15 protein-coding genes are annotated in these 19,345 nt (G+C 62.5%); 13 read left to right on the forward strand and 2 right to left on the reverse strand.

The window, feature by feature from the left end:
* The first annotated feature begins 4 nt into the window (after positions 1 to 4).
* From algK to ACZYR5_RS17170, 9 genes are all read left to right on the forward strand, one after another.
* The gene (algK, locus tag ACZYR5_RS17130) at positions 5 to 1,507 is read left to right on the forward strand and encodes an alginate biosynthesis TPR repeat lipoprotein AlgK (protein ID WP_489090277.1); all 1,503 of its coding nucleotides are present in this window, start codon (positions 5 to 7) and stop codon (positions 1,505 to 1,507) included.
* The gene (locus tag ACZYR5_RS17135; protein WP_105755113.1) at positions 1,504 to 2,991 is read left to right on the forward strand and encodes an alginate export family protein; all 1,488 of its coding nucleotides are present in this window, start codon (positions 1,504 to 1,506) and stop codon (positions 2,989 to 2,991) included. Before algK ends, ACZYR5_RS17135 begins: the two co-directional genes overlap by 4 nt.
* Before the next feature lie 26 nt (positions 2,992 to 3,017).
* Positions 3,018 to 4,580 (forward strand): mannuronan 5-epimerase AlgG, encoded by a 1,563-nt coding sequence (gene algG / locus ACZYR5_RS17140; protein ID WP_489090278.1) that lies wholly within the window; start codon positions 3,018 to 3,020, stop codon positions 4,578 to 4,580.
* Between the two features lie 11 nt (positions 4,581 to 4,591).
* Positions 4,592 to 6,040, forward strand: coding sequence for an alginate O-acetyltransferase (locus ACZYR5_RS17145; RefSeq protein WP_489090279.1), 1,449 nt, complete (start codon positions 4,592 to 4,594; stop codon positions 6,038 to 6,040).
* A gap of 8 nt (positions 6,041 to 6,048) precedes the next feature.
* Positions 6,049 to 7,164 (forward strand): mannuronate-specific alginate lyase, encoded by a 1,116-nt coding sequence (locus tag ACZYR5_RS17150; RefSeq protein WP_489090280.1) that lies wholly within the window; start codon positions 6,049 to 6,051, stop codon positions 7,162 to 7,164.
* Between the two features lie 187 nt (positions 7,165 to 7,351).
* A complete protein-coding gene (locus ACZYR5_RS17155; protein ID WP_489090281.1) occupies positions 7,352 to 8,830 on the forward strand; it encodes an MBOAT family O-acyltransferase in 1,479 nt (492 codons plus the stop codon).
* Between the two features lie 11 nt (positions 8,831 to 8,841).
* Complete coding sequence (locus tag ACZYR5_RS17160) at positions 8,842 to 10,020, forward strand: alginate O-acetyltransferase (protein WP_489090282.1); 1,179 nt, start codon at positions 8,842 to 8,844, stop codon at positions 10,018 to 10,020.
* Between the two features lie 14 nt (positions 10,021 to 10,034).
* Complete coding sequence (locus ACZYR5_RS17165; RefSeq protein ID WP_489090283.1) at positions 10,035 to 10,688, forward strand: alginate O-acetyltransferase AlgF; 654 nt, start codon at positions 10,035 to 10,037, stop codon at positions 10,686 to 10,688.
* A gap of 151 nt (positions 10,689 to 10,839) precedes the next feature.
* The gene (locus tag ACZYR5_RS17170) at positions 10,840 to 12,291 is read left to right on the forward strand and encodes a mannose-1-phosphate guanylyltransferase/mannose-6-phosphate isomerase (RefSeq protein WP_489090284.1); all 1,452 of its coding nucleotides are present in this window, start codon (positions 10,840 to 10,842) and stop codon (positions 12,289 to 12,291) included.
* Between the two features lie 99 nt (positions 12,292 to 12,390).
* Here the strand turns inward: ACZYR5_RS17170 and ACZYR5_RS17175 are convergent, their stop codons facing one another.
* Complete coding sequence (locus tag ACZYR5_RS17175; protein WP_489090285.1) at positions 12,391 to 15,174, reverse strand: RHS repeat domain-containing protein; 2,784 nt, start codon at positions 15,172 to 15,174, stop codon at positions 12,391 to 12,393.
* A 184-nt stretch (positions 15,175 to 15,358) separates the two neighbouring features.
* Between ACZYR5_RS17175 and ACZYR5_RS17180 the strand changes: the two genes are divergently transcribed.
* Both ACZYR5_RS17180 and ACZYR5_RS17185 read left to right on the forward strand, forming a co-directional pair.
* Positions 15,359 to 15,823: a multidrug transporter gene (locus tag ACZYR5_RS17180; protein WP_489090286.1), complete on the forward strand. Its 465-nt coding sequence runs from the start codon at positions 15,359 to 15,361 to the stop codon at positions 15,821 to 15,823.
* 30 nt (positions 15,824 to 15,853) lie between these two features.
* On the forward strand, positions 15,854 to 16,678 hold the full coding sequence (locus tag ACZYR5_RS17185) for an SDR family oxidoreductase (RefSeq protein WP_489090287.1): 825 nt from the start codon (positions 15,854 to 15,856) through the stop codon (positions 16,676 to 16,678).
* Positions 16,679 to 16,681: 3 nt separating this feature from the next.
* On the opposite strand, the gene ACZYR5_RS17190 is transcribed toward ACZYR5_RS17185, so the two are convergent.
* The gene (locus ACZYR5_RS17190; protein ID WP_489090288.1) at positions 16,682 to 17,563 is read right to left on the reverse strand and encodes a LysR family transcriptional regulator; all 882 of its coding nucleotides are present in this window, start codon (positions 17,561 to 17,563) and stop codon (positions 16,682 to 16,684) included.
* Between the two features lie 110 nt (positions 17,564 to 17,673).
* On the opposite strand from ACZYR5_RS17190, the gene ACZYR5_RS17195 reads away from it, so the two are divergent.
* Positions 17,674 to 18,894, forward strand: a complete 1,221-nt coding sequence (locus ACZYR5_RS17195) for an MFS transporter (protein WP_489090289.1) — start codon at positions 17,674 to 17,676, stop codon at positions 18,892 to 18,894.
* Positions 18,887 to 19,270, forward strand: coding sequence for a DUF4440 domain-containing protein (locus ACZYR5_RS17200; RefSeq protein ID WP_489090290.1), 384 nt, complete (start codon positions 18,887 to 18,889; stop codon positions 19,268 to 19,270). Before ACZYR5_RS17195 ends, ACZYR5_RS17200 begins: the two co-directional genes overlap by 8 nt.
* Positions 19,271 to 19,345 lie beyond the last annotated feature (75 nt).

Genomic DNA, 19,345 nt, shown 5'->3' on the forward strand with positions numbered 1-19,345 from the left:
GGACATGCCTGTGACTCTTGCACCCCTCTTGAAAACACCTCGGTCACTGTGGGAGCTGGCCTGCCAGCGATCGCCGCACCGCGGTGTGTCTGATGTACCGCTTCGCGAGCAGGCTCGCTCCTACAAGGGATCGGTGGTGTGTGTGCTGGCGTTGGCGGTGAGCCTGGCTGGTTGCGCCGGCCTGCCCGATCAGCGCCTGGCCAACGAAGCCTTGAAGCGTGGCGATACCACGACTGCCGCAGCGAACTATCAGCAACTGGCGGACCTCGGTTACAGCGAAGCCCAGGTCGGTCTGGCGGATATCCAGGTCGACAGCCGCGACCCGGCGCAGATGCAAAAGGCCGAAGCGACTTACCGCGCCGCCGCCAGCGTTTCGCCGCGTGCCCAGGCTCGACTCGGACGCCTGCTGGTGGCCAAGCCAGGCTCCAGTGAAGCCGAGCGTCATGAAGCCGAAGCGCTGCTGAAAAAAGCTTCGGCCAGTGGTGAAGGCAACACCCTGATCCCGCTGGCGATGCTTTACCTGCAATACCCGCAGAGTTTCCCCAACATCAACGCCCAGCAGCAGATCAGCCAATGGCGCAGCGCCGGTTATCCGCAGGCCGGGCTGGCCCAGGTGCTGCTGTATCGCACCCAGGGCACTTACGACCAGCACCTGGACGACGTCGAGAAGATCTGCAAGGCCGCACTGAACAGCACCGACATCTGCTACGTCGAGTTGGCCACGGTCTATCAGAAACGTGCCCAACCCGAACAACAGGCCGAACTGCTCAAGCAGTTGCAGGCCAGCTTCAGTCGCGGTGCCGTCTCGGCCCAACGCGTCGACAGCGTGGCGCGGGTGCTCGGCGATGCCAGTCTCGGTCAGCCAGACGAAAAAACCGCCCAGGCCATGCTCGAGAAAATTGCTCCCGGCTACCCGGCGTCCTGGGTCAGCCTCGCGCAGTTGCTCTACGACTTCCCCGAACTGGGCGACGTCGACACGATGATGAAGTACCTGGAAAACGGTAGCGCCGCCGATCAGCCACGGGCCGAGCTGCTGCTGGGCAAGCTGTACTACGAAGGCAAATGGGTGCCGGCCGACGCCAAGGTCGCCGAGGCGCATCTGCAAAAAGCCGTGGGCAAGGAAGTTGCCGCCGACTACTACCTGGGGCAGATCTATCGCCGTGGCTACCTCGGCCAGGTCTACTCGCAAAAGGCCGTCGACCACCTGCTGACCGCTGCGCGCAACGGCCAGAACAGTGCCGACTTCGCCCTCGCCCAGCTGTTCTCCCAAGGCAAGGGCACCAAGCCCAACCCGCTTAACGCCTATGTCTTCAGCCAACTGGCGAAGGCCCAGGACACCCCGCAGGCCAATGAACTGGCGCAAACGATCGAAGCCCAACTGCCGCCAGCCCAACTGGCCGAAGCGCAACGCCTGCTGCAACAGGAACAGGCGATGCGTGGCGCCGTGAGCCAGAACCCGATCAGTGCCCAGGCCCTGCAAGAACAAGATGGTGAGGAATCCCTATGAAGTTGAATCCCTTTGTGAAGGCCGGCATTGGCCTGAGCTTCGCCCTGTTGTGGTCGTGCCCGACGTTGGCGGCGATGACCGAGACCAAGAATTTCGGCCTCGACGTGAAGATCACCGGCCAATCGGAAGACGACCGCGACCTCGGCACCGCCAGCGGTGGCGACGTCAACGGCGTCGGCCTCGACCTGCGTCCGTGGGTGTACGGCGAGAGCGGCAACTGGAGCGCCTACGCCATGGGCCAGGCCGTGACCTCCACCGACATCATCGAAACCGACACCCTGCAGCAGTCCGACACCGAAGGCAGCCAGAGCAGCAACGATGACGGGCGCAAGAGCAAGAAGAACTACCTGGCCATGCGCGAGTTCTGGGTCGGCTACAGCGGCCTGACGCCCTACCCCGGCGAGATCCTCAAGCTCGGTCGCCAGCGCCTGCGCAACGACGACGGGCAATGGCGCGACACCAATATCGAAGCCCTTAACTGGACCTTCGACACCACGCTGCTGAAAGCCAATGTCGGGGTCGCCGAGCGCTTCAGCGAATACCGCACCGACCTCACCGAACTGTCGCCGCAAGACAAGGACCGCCTGCACATCTTTGGCGATATCGCTACCCAGTGGACGCCGGGGCAATGGGTCGGCCTGCGCGCCCACCACACCCACGACAACGGCAAGCTCGACTACCCGACGCCCGGCGAAGCGCCCGAGGCCACCGACAAGAAACAGAATGGCGACCTCAGTTGGGTTGGCCTGGAAGCCAACAGCGACGCGTACAACTGGCGCAACACCAACACCGTCAACTACTGGGCCAGCCTCACCGGCATGAGCGGCGACCGTGACACCGTCAACCCGCTGAACGCCGACGGTAGCCAACCGGCGCAAGCCAAGCGCAGTGGCGATGTCGACGGCTGGGCCACCGACCTCGGCGTGCGTCTGCGCCTCGATCCGAAATGGCAGGTCGGCGCCGCCTACGCCCGCGCCAGTGCCGACTACGAGCAGAACGGCCTGCAGAGCAACCGCTCGAACTACACCGGCACCCGCGCCAGGGTCCATCGTTTCGGCGAGGCGTTCCGTGGCGAAATGAACAACATGCAGAGCGCCACCCTGTTCGGTTCCTGGATGATCCAGGACGACTACGACGCCAGCCTGGTCTACCACAAATTCTGGCGCGTCGACGGTAACAAGCCGGTCGGCAGCAACGGCATCAACGCCGTCGACAACAACTACGACGACGTCACCGGCGCCCTGCTCTCCAGCACCTCGCTGCCACTGGAAGACGGCAACAAGGACCTCGGCCAGGAAGTCGATCTGGTGGTCACCAAGTACTTCAAGCAAGGCCTGCTGCCGGCCAGCCTGAGCAAGTCGATCGACGAACCGGCAGCGCTGGTGCGCTTTCGTGGCGGCGTGTTCAAGCCGGGTGATGCCTATGGCAACCAGGTCGACTCGTACATGCACCGCGCATTCGTCGACGTGATCTGGCGCTTCTGATGCGAGCCGCCAAGGGAGTGCCCCGGATGAACAACCCCGCGATCAGTCTGCTGGCCGCCGCCCTGTTGCTGGCCGCCAATGCCGCCTGCGCCAGCGTCGAACCGAGCAAACCGGTGACCGTGGCCAAGGAGTTGCAGCAGGCCAAGACCTACACCGTCAGCAGCGCGCCGACCGGGCCGCTGGAACTGGCCGCACCGAAACTGCCCGACCTGTCCGGCTACACCGCCGAAGCGGCCGAAGCGAAGATCGTGCGCAGCAAGGCCGGCAAGGTCAGCGTGCGGCGGATGATGCAGGAGGACGCGCTGAAGGACTTTATCGGTGGTGACAACAAGATGGCCGAATGGGTGGTCCGTCAGCACGGCATTCCCCAGGCAATCTTCATCGATGACGGCTACCTGAACCTCAAGGACCTGAGCAAGAAGCTGCCCAAGCAGTACTTCAGCGAGACGTCGCCGGGGGTGTTCCTCGCGCGCCTGCCGATCGTGGTCGGGGCCAAGGGCATTCTCGAGATCGACAAACAGACCCAGGAACTGCGCCTGTCCGAGGAGGCCGGCTCGTTCCTGGTCAACGACGGCCAACTGTTCGTGCGGGACAGCAAGATCACCGGCTGGCGCGAGAAGGACAACGGCCCGGCAACCTTCCGTTCGCCCAAGGATTTTCGCCCGTTCCTGCTGGCCTGGGGCGGCACGCAGACCTACATCGTCAACAGCAAGATGGCCAGTTTCGGCTACGCCAACAGTAAGTCCTACGGGGTGAGTATTTCCCAATACACGCCGAACATGGCCAAGGTCCTCAAGCGCCCGGAACCGACCGGCTGGATCATCGGTTCGGAGTTCTCCGACATGTGGTACGGCTTCTACTGCTATGAAACCAGCGACTTCGTGGTCAAGGGCAACACCTACAAAGACAACATCGTCTACGGCATCGACCCCCACGACCGCTCCCATCGCCTGATCATTGCCGACAACACCGTCTACGGCACGAAGAAGAAGCACGGCATCATCATTTCCCGTGAGGTCAACGACAGCTTCATCTTCAACAACCGCAGCTACGACAACAAACTCTCGGGGCTGGTGATCGACCGTAACAGCGTCAACAACCTGGTCGCCTACAACGAGATCTACCGCAACCACACCGACGGCATCACCCTCTACGAGAGTGCCGACAACCTGCTGTGGGGCAACAAGGTGATCAGCAACCGACGCCACGGCATTCGTATTCGTAACAGCGTGAACATTCGCCTGTACGAAAACATCGCCATGGCCAACGGCCTGACCGGCCTCTACGGCCACATCAAGGACCTGTCCGACACCGACCGCGACATCAAGCTCGACCCGTTCGATGCCCAGGTCTCGCTGATCGTGGTCGGCGGTGAACTGGCGGCCAACGGCAGCGGCCCGATGTCCATCGACTCGCCGTTGAGTATCGAACTGTACCGGGTCTCGATGCTCGCCCCGACCAAATCCAGTGGCATCAGCTTCTCGGGGATCCTCGGCGAACGCCAGGACGAAATCCTCGACCTGCTGGTGCGCCAGCAAAAAGCCGTGCTGATCGACCCCGTCGAACGCCAGACCGAAATGCGCGACTGAGGATGACATTGATGAAGCCCCACCTGATCAAACTGCTCGGCCTGACCGGCATTGCCGCCGCCCTGCTGACCGTCAGTGACGCGGCCAGCGCCGCCAATGCCACGGCACCGACCTTCAGCGCCGAGCCGTGCTGCAACCTGTGCCCCGAAGCCCATGACGCGAAGAACTACACCACGCGTTACCAGCAGAACTTCACCACCCTGGTGCAAGCCCAGGGCGACTGGCTGTTCCGTACCCAGGAAGACCTGCGCACCGAATTCAACACCACGCCCGCCGGCTACCGCCGCCTCAAGCAACTGCACGAAGCGTTCAAGAGCAAGGGCGTGGAACTGGTGGTGGTCTATCAGCCAACCCGTGGCCTGGTGAACCGCAACAAGCTCAACCCCCAGGAAAAAGCCGCGTTCGACTACGACAAGGCGCTGAAGAATTACCAGGGCATGCTCGGGCGTTTCGCCGAGATGGGCTACGTGGTGCCGGACCTCTCGCCGCTGACCAACGAGTCGCTGCCCGAGACCCTGCCCGCCCACGATTTCTACTTCCGTGGCGACCAACACTGGACCCCGTACGGCGCCCAGCGCACGGCGAAAATCGTCGCCGAGAAAGTCCGTCAGTTGCCGCAATTCGCCGACATTCCCAAGCGTGAATTCGAGACCAAAAAGTCCGGGCGCATGGGCAAGACCGGCACCCTGCACAACATGGCCGGGCAACTCTGCGGCACCAGCTACGCGATCCAGTACATGGACCAGTTCACCACCGAACCCAAGGGCGAAGCCGCCGATGGCGACCTGTTCGGCGATTCCGGCAACCCGCAGATCACCCTGGTCGGCACCAGCCACAGCGGCAAGAACTACAACTTCGCCGGTTTCCTCGAAGAGGCGATTGGCGCAGACATTCTCAACGTCGCCTTCCCCGGCGGTGGCTTCGAAGGTTCGATGCTGCAGTACCTGGGCAGCGAAGATTTCCAGAAGAGCCCGCCGAAAATCCTCATCTGGGAATTCTCGCCGCTGTACCGCCTCGACCAGGAAACCATCTACCGGCAGATGATGGCGTTGCTCGACAACGGCTGCGAAGGCAAGGACGCGCTGATGAGCAGCAGCTCGACCCTCAAGCCGGGCAAGAACGAGCTGATGGTCAACAGCCGCAACATGGATTTGCGCAACAGCAGTCATCAGATCGACATCCGTTTCGCCGACCCGTCGGTGAAAACCCTGCAGGCCACCCTCTGGTACATGAACGGGCGCCACGAGGACATCAAGATCGACAAACCGGAAACCTCCGACACCGACGGTCGTTTCGCCTTTGAGTTGCGCACCGACGAAGACTGGGCCTCGCAGAACCTGCTGGCGGTCGAGGTCCAGGGCCCCGAAGCCGGCGCCGCGCCACAGAAAGTCGAAGCGAAAATCTGCAAACGCAACGTATTCCCCGGCGCGGGTCAACGTACCGCCCAGCTCGGGCAATGAGGTCTGCCATGCACACTGCACAACGCAAAAAGCTCTGGGTACCGGCCCTGCTCAGCCTGGCGATGTTCGCCGGCGCCACCCAGGCCGCCGCGCCATTGCGTCCGCCCCAGGGTTACTTTGCCCCGGTGGAAAAATTCAAGACTGGCGACAGCAGTGAAGGCTGTGACGCCGTACCGACGCCGTACACCGGTGCCCTGCAGTTTCGCAGCAAGTACGAAGGCTCCGACAAGGCCCGTTCGACCCTGAATGTGCAATCGGAAAAAGCCTTCCGCGAGACCACCGCCGACATTACCAAAATCGAGCGCGGCACCAGCAAACGGGTCATGCAGTTCATGCGCGACGGTCGCCCGCAGCAACTGGAGTGCACGCTGAACTGGCTGACCGCCTGGGCCCAGGCCGACGCGCTGATGTCCAGGGACTTCAACCACACCGGCAAGTCGATGCGCAAATGGGCGCTGGGCAGCATGGCCTCGGCCTACATTCGCCTGAAGTTCTCCGACTCCCATCCGCTGGCCAACCACCCGCAGCAAGCGCAACAAATCGAAGCCTGGTTCAGCAAGATGGCCGACCAGGTGGTCAGCGACTGGAACGACCTGCCGCTGGAGAAAACCAACAACCACTCGTACTGGGCCGCCTGGTCGGTGATGGCCACCTCGGTCGCCACCAACCGCCGCGACCTGTTCGACTGGGCCGTGAAAGAGTTCAAGGTTGGCGCCCACCAGGTCGACGCCCAGGGCTACCTGCCCAACGAACTCAAGCGCGAGCAACGGGCGCTGGCTTACCACAACTACGCGCTGCCACCGCTGGCGATGATCGCCAGCTTTGCCCAGGTCAACGGCGTCGACCTGCGCCAGGAAAACAACAGCGCACTCAAGCGCCTGGGTGAACGGGTGCTGGCCGGGGTCAAGGACCCGGACGAGTTCGAGGAGAAAAACGGCAAGGAACAGGACATGACCGACCTCAAGGTCGACTCCAAGTTTGCCTGGCTTGAACCCTACTGCTCGCTCTACAGCTGCTCGGCGGATGTGCTGGAGAAAAAGCACGGCATGCAGCCGTTCAAGAGTTTCCGCCTGGGCGGCGACCTGACCAAGGTCTATGACCCGGCCAATGAAAAAGGCTCCTGAAACCACCACGCCCCCTGCAGGGGCTGGCTTGCCAGCGAAGACGCCAGCACATCCGAAAAGGATGTCGAATGACACACCGCTTCGCTGGCAAGCCAGCTCCTACAAATGAATGGAACAACGCGGTGTACCTGTCACACCGCTTTCGCTGGCAAGCCAGCTCCTACATATCAAACAAGGAGAAACCGGGATGGTGTTTTCATCCAACGTGTTCCTGTTTTTGTTCTTGCCGATCTTTCTCGGCCTGTACTACCTGAGCGGGCAACGCTATCGCAACTTGCTGCTGTTGATTGCCAGCTACGTGTTCTATGCCTGGTGGCGCGTGGACTTTCTCGCGCTGTTCGCCGCCGTGACGTTGTGGAACTACTGGATCGGCCTCAAGGTCGGCGCTGCCGGCGTGCGCACCAAACCGGCGCAGCGCTGGCTGCTGCTCGGCGTCGCCGTCGACCTGTGCATCCTCGGCTATTTCAAGTACGCCAACTTCGGCGTCGACAGCATCAACGCGATGATGACCTCGGTGGGCCTGGAGCCTTTCATCCTGACCCACGTGCTGCTGCCGATCGGGATCTCGTTCTACATCTTCGAGTCCATCAGCTACATCATCGACGTCTACCGTGGCGACACCCCGGCCACCCGCAACCTGATCGACTTCGCCGCGTTCGTCGCGATCTTCCCGCACCTGATCGCCGGCCCGGTCCTGCGCTTTCGTGACCTGGCCGACCAGTTCAACCACCGCACCCACACCCTCGACAAATTCTCCGAGGGCTGCACGCGGTTCATGCAGGGCTTCATCAAGAAGGTGTTCATCGCCGACACCCTGGCGGTGGTCGCCGACCATTGCTTCGCCCTGCAGAACCCGACCACCGGCGACGCCTGGCTCGGCGCCCTGGCCTACACCGCGCAGCTGTATTTCGACTTTTCCGGCTACAGCGACATGGCCATCGGCCTGGGCCTGATGATGGGTTTCCGCTTCATGGAAAACTTCAAGCAACCCTACATCAGCCAGTCGATCACCGAGTTCTGGCGGCGCTGGCACATCAGCCTGTCGACCTGGTTGCGCGACTACCTGTACATCACCCTCGGCGGTAACCGCAAAGGCACCCTGACCACCTACCGCAACCTGTTCCTGACCATGCTCCTCGGTGGCCTGTGGCACGGCGCCAACATCACCTACATCGTCTGGGGTGCCTGGCACGGCATGTGGCTGGCGATTGAAAAAGCCATCGGCCTCAACACCTCGCCGCGCAGCTTCAACCCGATCCGCTGGGCCCTGACCTTCCTGCTGGTGGTGATGGGCTGGGTGATCTTCCGCGCGGAAAACCTGCACGTCGCCGCCCGCATGTACGGCGCCATGTTCAGCTTCAGCGACTGGTCGCTCTCGGAGCTCAACCGCGCCAGCCTCACCGGCCTGCAAGTGGCAACCCTGGTGGTGGCCTACGCGACCCTGGCGTTCTTCGGCCTGCGGGATTTCTACCGCAACCGGCCGCCGGCCAAGGACAGCGTTGCGCCAAGCCAGCCCGTCGACGGCGGAGCTCTGAGCCTGGCCGGTGGCGCCGTGGTGGATTGGCCGCGCTACGCCATGCGCGCGCTGGTGCTGCTGCTGTTCATCGCTTCGATCCTGAAACTCTCGGCGCAAAGCTTCTCGCCGTTCCTTTACTTCCAGTTCTGAGGGATCTGACCATGACCCGCTCATTACGCGTGTTCTACATCGCCCTGTTCCTGGTGACCCTGCTGGTCCTGGGCCTGTGGTCGGTACGCAGCTTCTTTGGCTTCAGCACCAACAACGAGGCCACCGTGCTCAACGGTCGCTGGACCAAGGCCGTGGAAACCCACTACGACGATGAATTCCCGATCAAGCGCCTGGGCACCAACCTGTGGGCGGCGCTGGATTTCAAGCTGTTCAACGAAGGTCGTCCGGGCGTGGTGCTCGGTCGCGATCAATGGCTGTACAGCGATGAAGAGTTCAACCCGGTTGTCAACGAAGAGCTCAACCTGCAAGGCAATTACGCGCTGGTCGAAGGCGTGCGCCAGACCCTCAAGGCCCGTGGCGTCGAACTGGTGATGGCGATCGTCCCGGCCAAGGTGCGCCTGTATCCGGAGCATCTGGCCGAGGTCAAGCCGGCGAGCATCCATGCCGACCTGTACCGCGATTTCCACCAGCGCGTGGCCGCCGAGCGAATCCCCGCCCCTGACCTGCTGGGCCCGCTGCAAAAGGCCAAGGATGCCGGGCAGCAGGTGTTCCTGCGCACCGATACCCACTGGACCCCAGAGGGCGCACAGATCGCCGCCGAGCAACTGGCGCGGACCATTGCCGAGAAAACCCCGCTGAGCGGCCAGCCGCAGCAATTCGTCACCCAGGCCAGCGAGAAGGTCAGTCACAAGGGCGACCTGCGCCTGTTCCTGCCGCTGGATCCGCTGTTCGAAAACCTGATGCCGGCCACCGAGCCGCTGCAGAAACGCACCACCGTTGCCGCCGAACAACCCGCTGAAGGTGAGGACGCACTGTTCGCCAACAGTGAGGTGCCCGTCGCCCTGGTCGGCACCAGCTACAGCGCCAACCCCAACTGGAATTTCGTCGGCGCACTCAAGCAGGCGCTGCACAGCGATGTGCTCAGTTATGCCGAGGACGGCCACGGGCCGATCCTGCCGATGCTCAGCTACCTGAAAAGCGCTGACTTCAAGAACAGCCCGCCGCAGGTGCTGATCTGGGAGTTCCCCGAACGTTATCTGCCCGTCAACAACGAAATCGGCGACGCCGACCCGCAATGGGTCGCCGAACTCAAGCAAGCCGGTGCGCGCCAACAGAACGTTGCACTCAACACCCCTAAATCCGAGATGCCCGACCGGGCGCAAAACTGAAAGAGGTAACTCCCATGACTTGCACTTCCAATACTCGTCGTCTCGCCAAGACCTTCGCCCTCGTCGCCGGTCTCAGCGCCCTGTCGCTGCAGGCCTTCGCCGGTGACGCCGCGCTCTACGGCCCGACCGCGCCGAAAGGCTCGAGCTTCGTGCGGATCTACAACGCCAGCAACGCCGAAGTCAGCGCCACCGTCGGCAGCACCGCGCTCAACGACGTCGCGCCACTGGCCAGCAGCGACTTCAGCTTCATGCCCGGCGGCGACTACAGCGCCAAGGTCGGCAGCCAGAGCCTGCCGGTGAAACTTGCCGCCGATCACTATTACACCCTGGTCAACAACGCCAGCGGCCAGCCGCAATTGATCGAAGAGCCGCCGTTCAAGAACAAACAGAAATCCCTGGTACGGGTGCAGAACCTGAGCGACAAGGCGCTGACATTGAAGACCGCCGACGGCAAGACCGAAGTGGTCAAGACCGTCGCCGCCAAAGGCCGCGGCGAGCGCGAGATCAACCCGGTGAAAGTCAGCCTGGCGCTGTACGACGGCGCCACCAAGGTCGGCGACCTCAAGCCGGTCGCGCTGGAACGCGGCGAGGCGGCGGTGCTGTACGTCACAGGTTCCGGCAGCAGCCTGTCGCCGGTGTGGGTGAAACGCCCGGTTTCGACGCGCTGATCCATTTTCCGAATTGATGCAGTTCCCTGTAGGAGCCGGCTTGCTGGAGATTGCGGTGTGTCATTGGGCATTGATGTGTCTGATCCACCGCATCGCTGGCAAGCCAGCTCCTACAAGGGCCCCGAACAAACAAATTTGAAGGAGCTACACCATGATCCCAGTCATCCTCTCCGGCGGTAGCGGTTCACGTCTCTGGCCACTGTCGCGCAAACAGTTCCCCAAACAGTTCCTGGCCCTGACCGGTGAGCACACGCTGTTCCAGCAAACCCTCGAGCGCCTGGTGTTCGACGGCATGGACACGCCGATCGTGGTCTGCAACCAGGACCACCGCTTCATCGTCAATGAGCAGTTGAGCAACCGCAAACTGGAAGTGCAGCGCATCCTGATGGAACCGTTCGGGCGCAACACTGCGCCGGCCGTGGCCCTGACCGCGATGATGCTGGTCAATGAAGGGCGTGACGAGTTGATGCTGGTGCTCCCGGCCGACCACGTACTGGAAGACCAGAAAGCCCTGCAGCGCGCACTGGCCCTGGCCACCGTGGCCGCCGAACGCGGTGAGATGGTGTTGTTCGGGGTGCCGGCGACCAAACCGGAAACAGGCTACGGCTACATCAAGTCGGGCAACGATGCGCTGCTGCCGGAAGGTGTCAGCCGGGTTGCGCAGTTCGTCGAAAAACCCGACGTCAAGCGCGCCACCGAGTTCGTCCACGCGGGCGGCTATTTCTGGAACAGCGGCATGTTCCTGTTCCGCGCCAGCCGCTTCCTCGAAGAGCTGAAAAAACACGATCCGGACATCTACGACACCTGCCTGCTGACCCTTGAACGCAGCGCCCAGGACGCCGATACCATCACCTTCGATGAAGCCACCTTCGCCTGCTGCCCGGACAACTCCATCGACTACGCGGTAATGGAAAAAACCCAGCGCGCCTGCGTAGTGCCGCTGACCGCCGGCTGGAGCGATGTCGGCTGCTGGTCGTCGCTGTGGGACGTGCACGAAAAAGACGCCAACGGCAACGTCAGCAAAGGCGACGTGGTGATCCAGGACAGCCGCAACTGCATGATCCACGGCAACGGCAAGCTGGTGTCGGTGATTGGCCTGGAGAACATCGTGGTCGTCGAGACCAAGGACGCGATGATGATTGCCCACAAGGACAAGGTCCAGGGCGTCAAGCAGATGGTCAACACCCTCAACGAACAGGGCCGCAGCGAAACCCAGAACCACTGCGAAGTGTTCCGTCCGTGGGGCTCCTACGATTCGGTGGACATGGGCGGACGCTTCCAGGTCAAGCACATCTCGGTCAAGCCGGGGGCCTGCCTGTCGCTGCAGATGCACCACCACCGCGCCGAGCACTGGATCGTGGTCAGCGGCACGGCGGAGGTGACGTGCGACGAGAACGTGTTCCTGCTTACCGAGAACCAGTCGACCTACATCCCGATTGCCTCGCTGCACCGCCTGCGCAATCCGGGGAAGATTCCACTGGAGATCATTGAGGTGCAGTCGGGCAGTTACCTGGGCGAGGACGACATCGAACGCTTCGAAGATATCTACGGGCGCTCGACGCCGCTGGAACGCGGGGTGTCGGTGAAAACCATCGCGCAGTAACTTCAGGGCAAGAACAAGCCCCCGTCCAACCCACTGCGTCCCCTATCCGCAGTGGGTTGAACGGGGGCTTTTTAATGCCTCAATCCTGCTTGCGCTTGATTACTTGTGGCCAAACATTCGACCGAGAAACGACGGTCCAGCCATCGGAGTTGGCGCAGGATTCATCGCCGCCCTTTCAAAAGTGAGTTCGTAGCGGCCCTTGACCGTTTCATCGGCCAACACGTCGTGGCCCAAGCGCCCATCGATTGCGCCAATCCTCGTTTCAGTGACGGCATGCAAACGTATCCCAGGAACTGTTTGATTCGAATCCGAATCCGAATCCGCATCCCTGACGCCGTAGCTTGTACTCGAAATGACGGTGACGCTTTGATCTTCATTTAAATGAATATCGAAGCGCGCCCTGGAGCTGTCCGAAAAAAAATACCGCTCCATCTCGTTATGTTTGTGGAGCTCCTGAAACGTCGGAACCAGACTGACTTGAAAGGCCACCTCGGAAATACGCGCACGGTTATCCGGATCCGGGACTTTATCGGCAAAGAAGCTCAGTTGTTCCGCAAGGGTGGGCAACATAGTCAATGACGCGGAAAAACCATCTGAGCCTGCGCTGGGGTCACCTCGGTGCAAGAAATAATCCGACCGGTGCAAATCCTTGATAAAGCCCGCCGAATAGACCCCTGACACACCTTCTTCCGTGATCTCGGTAGCCACTTCGGAAGCGGGCGTATAGTGCTCCGAATCTTCCTGCCAACTCAGGCTAATCAGATCCTTGTCGCTACTTTTGCGCAACGACTCGGAGTACTGGGTGCCCTCTACAAGCCTGACGTAATGATCAAGCTCTTCGGCCATCGCGAACGGTGCCGGATCGAATTCGGCAAAGGGTTCGAAATAGTCCGCCACCTTGATCAAACCCAACCGATCGCGATACGTGACTGGATTGTTGGCGACCATGGCATAACCATTGAGCCCATCGACCACACCCGCCGGATCCGGATTCAACCAACGCTGCCACCCCGCCAGGTAATACCTGAACCCATAGTAATAAAGCCCCGTCGCATCCCGCTCCTTGCCCGAATACCTCAGGGTCTTATAGCTCGCCTCGACCTCGCCCCTGCCGGCAAACCACGCCGTGCTGCCGAACGGGTGATAACGCTCCTGGCTGATCACCCCGCCCACCCCATCCAGTTCCAACGCGCAGGAGCCCAGGTGATCGTTCAGGCTGTAACGGTATTGATCGTTGCCGATGTCCTTGGGCGGCGTGGATTCCCAGTGCAACACCCGCACGCTGCTGCGCCCGGCCGGCACGCTGATCACCTGCAGCCTCTCGCCGCTGCCGCTGTGGGTGCGCAGTTCGAGGTTGGGCAAATAACGCACTTCAGCGGCCAAGGTGCGGGTGCCGGTTTGCGTTTCGCGGACCTTGCGCACGCGCATGCCGTCGGCGCCGTAGACGTAGCGTTCGTGGTCATCCGCACCTGAATCGCGCAACACCGGGCGAACCTCGCTCAGTTGATTGCGCAGGTCCCAGGCCAACGCCTGTCCCGGTTGCAATTGGAGCAGGTTGCCGTTGCCATCGAAGCGGCGCAGGAAGTCACCGTCGCCCGGTTCGGCCCCTGCGCGCGTGGGCAGACAACGGTTGCTGTGCGGCGCTGCCCGCAGTCGATGCCCATGGCTTTGCGCGCCCTGGTGCTTGAGTTCCAGCAGATTGCCGCCGGCATCGTAGTGGTAGGTCTGGCGGTAATTGACGCAGGGCGCTGGATCATCGAGGTGGGCCGATGCCGGCCCCTGGCTGGCGGCGCCTGCTTCCCAGCCGCTGGCTTCGATCAGTTGCGACAGGCTGTCGTAGCGGTAGCGATTGACCGGCTCGACGCGCTGGTTGGCAAAGTAGCGGATCGGCAGTGCGGCATCCTCGATGCCCAGTACATTGCCCACTGGATCGTAGGCGTAGCGCAGGTCTTGCAGGGTCGTGCTGTCGCGCCGTGACGCGAGGCGAGCCAGGCGACCGTCCTCGGCGTCGTACTGCAGCGTGGTCACCACACCATTGCCGGCGACTTCCCGCTCGGTCTGTCCGAAGGCGTTGTAGGCGATGTCGCTGAGCAGCAGTGTGGGCACCGAAGTGCCCTTGAGTTGCAGGCGAACCTCGCACAACTGGCCGTCCAGCGTCTGGCGGTAAAACTGCCGATGACCCTTGGCGTCGATGTGCTCCAGCACGTCGCCCGCCCCATTGAAAAGTGAACGGCTGCTGGCGCCCGCGCCCGGTTCCAGCAGCCCCTCACGATCGGCTATCGACTGCGGCCAATCGGGTGGCGCCAGCGTCTTGAGAAAATGCCGGGTCTGCTCCAGCGTCGCACCGTTCACGCCAAACTCGGCAAACAACTGAGTGCCCGCCGGGTCGTCATGCCGGATCAACTGCCCGCATTGATTGTGATAGGCGAACGAAGCATCGCTGGCGCCGTAGGCAAAACGCTCGGTACAGCGGGAGGGTTCGCCCTGGCCTTGCTCCCAGATCGCCAACGGCCGCAACTGATCGTCAAAGCAATGGGTGCGCTGGCTGCCCCGGGCATCCCAGCCTTGCAACGCCTGCGCCGCTTCGCCCAACAGACTGACACGCCAACCCGCATCCACGCTGTCGGTGCCCAGCACATGGGCGCCGAGGGAATGGATCGAAGTCAGGTTGGCGGGCGCCGAGGCATCGCGGAACAGGCGTGGGTCCCATTGCGCGATGAGCCGACCTTGCGCGTCGGACGCGCTGCGCTCGATCCGCGCCTCGGGCACGTCTTCGAGTCGCTCACGCCAGTAGGTCACCGCGCGCACGCCCAGACCACGGGCATCCGTCACGGTCAGTGTCGGGGTGAAAGCATGAATTGTTGCGGGTGTTCGTAGCTGCATGGCACAAATCCTTTTGATATTTCCCCCAGTTCATGCGCAAAAGCTGCGCCCGACTACTCTCAGAAATCACAGTTGCGAAAAACCCTGCATTGCCCATAGGGCGGCGTGGCGCCTGCGCTGAAACGTGGTCAATCCACCCCACGCTTGGTTAGGATGGTGTTCTTTAATCCCGAGGTAGCGAGTCATGTTCATCGGCGTTCTGCTGATCATCACTTGGCTGGTGCTGTTGCTGCGTTATCCGGCCAAGGCCCTGCCGGTTTCCCTCGCCGCGGCGCTGGGGCTGGGCCTGGTGGCGGCCTGGGTGGTGTGGCTGGACAACCGCGAGCTCAAGCAACTGGCGCGCCTTGAGTTGCGCATCAGTTATGCCCCCGAGCAGTGCCCGGCTGACCGGCCGCTGTTGCTGAAGATGAACAACGGCAACGATGTGCCGCTGACCGAGCTGCGTTGGCGCATCGCCGCCTATGCCCCGGGTGACACGGTCAACCTCGCCGATAATCAATACGCCGCGCCACGCTACCGCGGCCCCGGCGAACTGCAGGCCGGCGCCAACTGGCAGGATTGCCTGCCCATGCCGCCCCTGCGCCCTGGCTACCGCCCACAAACCCTGGAGTTTCGCGCCGAGCGATTGCAAGGTAGTTTCTCCGACTGACTTCTCACTTCTCTGCACAAGGAATGCGCCATGCCCGTTGCGTTGATCACCGGTTGTTCCAGCGGCATTGGCCGCGCCCTGGCCGATGCTTTCACACAGGCGGGGTACGAGGTCTGGGCCACGGCGCGCAAGGCTGAAGACGTGGCGCTCCTCGCCGCTGCCGGCTTCACCGCCGTGCAACTGGACGTCAACGACGGCGCCGCCCTCGAACAACTGGGTGCCCGGCTCAACCAGCAACACGGCGGCCTCGATCTGTTAATCAACAATGCCGGCTACGGCGCCATGGGGCCGCTGCTCGATGGCGGCGTGAATGCCATGCAGCGTCAATTCGAAACCAACGTGTTTTCCATCGTTGGCGTGACCCGCGCACTGTTCCCGGTGTTGCGTCGCAGCAAGGGCCTGGTGGTGAATATAGGCAGCGTTTCCGGGGTGCTGGTCACGCCGTTTGCCGGCGCCTACTGCGCTTCGAAGGCGGCAGTCCACGCATTGAGCGATGCGCTGCGCATGGAGCTGGCACCGTTCGGCATCCGCGTCATGGAAGTGCAGCCTGGGGCGATTGCCTCAAGCTTTGCGAAAAATGCCGGCGCCGAGGCCGAACAACTGATCAGCGAACAATCGCCGTGGTGGCCGCTGCGCGACGGCATTCGCGCGCGGGCCAAGGCCTCCCAGGACAAGCCGACGCCGGCCAGCGAATTGGCTGCCGACCTGCTCAAGGCCGCACAGCAAGACCCACCGCCACGCTTGCTGCGCCTGGGTAACGGCAGTCGGGCCTTGCCGTTGCTCGCCGCGCTGTTGCCCAAGGGATTGCTGGAAAAAGTGCTGATGAAACGCTTCGGCCTGCGTGGTTCGCTCTGAAGTTCAGCGCCACGCCTTCATGAAATCAATAAACGCCCGCACCTTCAGCGGCAAGTGCCGGGTATCCGGGTACAGCGCGTAGACCCCTTGCCGGGCAAAGCGGTGATCGGGCAGCAGGCGTTGCAATGTGCCGCTTTTCAGGTCATCGGCCACCAGCCACTCCGGCAGGATCGCCACGCCCTGGCCGGACAACGCGAAGGCCCGCAGCGTGGCCGAGTTGTCGGCGACGATTGCGGTCTTGCCGGGTTGTGGCTGGTAGACATGCTCCTTGCCTTCGGCGTCCTCCACGGTCAGCTCCGGCACCCGCCCGTGACCCAGGGTCGGCAGCGCCTGCAACTGCGCCAGCGTACTCACCGGCAGGTGTTGCGCCAGCAGCGCCGGTGCCGCGACCGCATGAATGTCGAAGGTCGACAACTGCACGGCGCGCAGGTTGGAGTCGTGCATGCGCCCCAGTCGCAGCGCGACGTCGAAGCGTTCGGAAATCAGATCGGCATGGGTCGATGAGGTCGACAGGTGAATGTTCAGCTGCGGGTGTTGCTCGCGGAACACCTGCAGCGCCGCCACCACCTGGGCCAGTGCAAACTCCAGGGTGGTGGTGATACGCAAGGTGCCCTTGAGCTGGCTGTGCTCCGAACGCGCATCCTCGATGGCCAGGCGTGCCTCGTCGAGGGTGCGCAGGCAGCGCTGGTAGAAACGCTCGCCGGCGTCGGTCAGGGCCAATTGCCGGGTGCTGCGGGTCAACAGGGTGACGCCCAGCTCGGCCTCCAGGCGCTTGAGGTTGAAGCTGACCACGGCCCGGGTTTGTCCCAGCAGGTCGGCCGCTGCAGTCAGCGAGCCGGCCTCGACCACGGCCTTGAAGGTGTCGAATCGGTCCAGGCTGACCATCGTGACGGCACTCCTTGTCAAAATAATTTTGACAAACTAGCAGCCATTTCAAGGTTTTTCCAAACCTACCGGCGCTCTACCCTGCACCGCTCATTGCCCGGAAAGTGCTCATGGCCTATCGCTGGAAAGTTGCGCTGGTGTACCTGCTGGGGTTCGCCCTTGATCTGCTGAACATGTTTGTCGCGAACATTGCCTACCCCGACATCGCCCGTCAGCTTCAGGCCTCGGTGAGCCAGTTGGCATGGATCGGCAACGCCTACATGCTCGGCCTGACCCTGGTGATTCCCTTGAGTGTCTGGTTGGCGACTCGCCTCGGCGAGCGCCGTCTGATCCTCGTCTCGTTGCTGTCGTTTGGCTGCGCTTCGCTGCTGGTCGCGCAAGCGGGCTCGATCGAAGCCCTGATCGGCTGGCGGCTGTTGCAGGGGCTCAGCGGCGGGCTGTTGATCCCCATCGGCCAGGCCCTGGCGTTTCGCGAGTTCCCGGCGCAGCAACGGGCACAACTGACCACCTGGGTGATGTCCGTTGCGCTGTTGGTCCCGGCGCTGTCGCCGGCACTGGGCGGGCTGATCGTGCAAGCGCTGTCGTGGCGTTGGGTGTTTTACCTCAACCTGCCCGTTGTCCTGCTGGCGTTGCTGCTGGCAGCGCTCTGGCTGAAGACCGATAACACGGACGTCGAGTGTACGACGCGCCCCTTGCTCGACCTGCAACTGCTGCGCAATCCGGCACTGCGCCTGGCCATGTGGATCTATTTGCTGATTCCCGGGGTGTTCATCGGCACCAGCCTGATCGCCGTGCTGTACCTCAACCAGCGCGGTTGGGGCAGCCCGCAGATCGGTGCCTTGATGCTGCCATGGGCCATGGGTTCGGCGCTGGCGATCATCGCCGGTAAACGCGCCTTCCAGTATTGCGGTCCCAAGCCGGTGCTGATACTCGGCGCGCTGCTGCAAAGCCTCGGCATTGCCTTGCTGATTTTGATCGACCAGCCACAGGGTGCTTTGCCGATCCTCGTCTATGGCTTGATGGGCATGGGCGGCAGCCTGTGCAGCAGTTGCGCGCAAACCCTGGCGTTTCTCGACATGCCTGCCGCACGCATGAACCACGCCAGCGCGCTGTGGAACATCAACCGCCAACTGAGCTTCGGCCTTGGCGCTGCAGTCCTCAGTGCACTGCTTGATGCCCTCGGCCCGCAATCGCCGCACGCCTTCGAGCGCATTTTCCAGATCGCCGCGCTGTTGACCCTGATTCCGCTCCTCGCCGTCTGGCGCTTCGACGACAGGGCGGTGAAAGCCCTCGCCACTCCCCCACCCACGCTGGAAAACACCCATGAATGATTATTTCGCTGAAGTCACCCACACCCTCGCCGACATCGAACAATGGTTCGCCGGTACCGATGACCAAGCCGTGCTGACGCGCCTGCTCACCCGCTTCTCGCCAGCGTTCTCGATGATCGCGCCCAATGGCGATTCGCTTGATTTTTCTGGCCTGCAGGCACTGTTCGAAAAACTCGGCGGTGCCCGTCCGGGGCTGCGCATCGCGTTGAGCGAGATGCACAGCATTGTGCAACACGCCGATGGCGCCAGCGTCAGTTACCGCGAACTGCAGTCGGATGCCAGTGGGGTACTCAATGACCGGCGCGCCACCGCGGTGTTCGAACGCCAGGCGTCGGGCGCGCTGCTCTGGCGGCATCTGCATGAGACATTTTGCTGAATGACACCACCCTACCCTGTAGGAGCGAGCTTGCTCGCGATGGACGTCAACGATAACGCGCCCTTTCTGAATGTC

The organism is Pseudomonas sp. F007, from assembly GCF_057814275.1.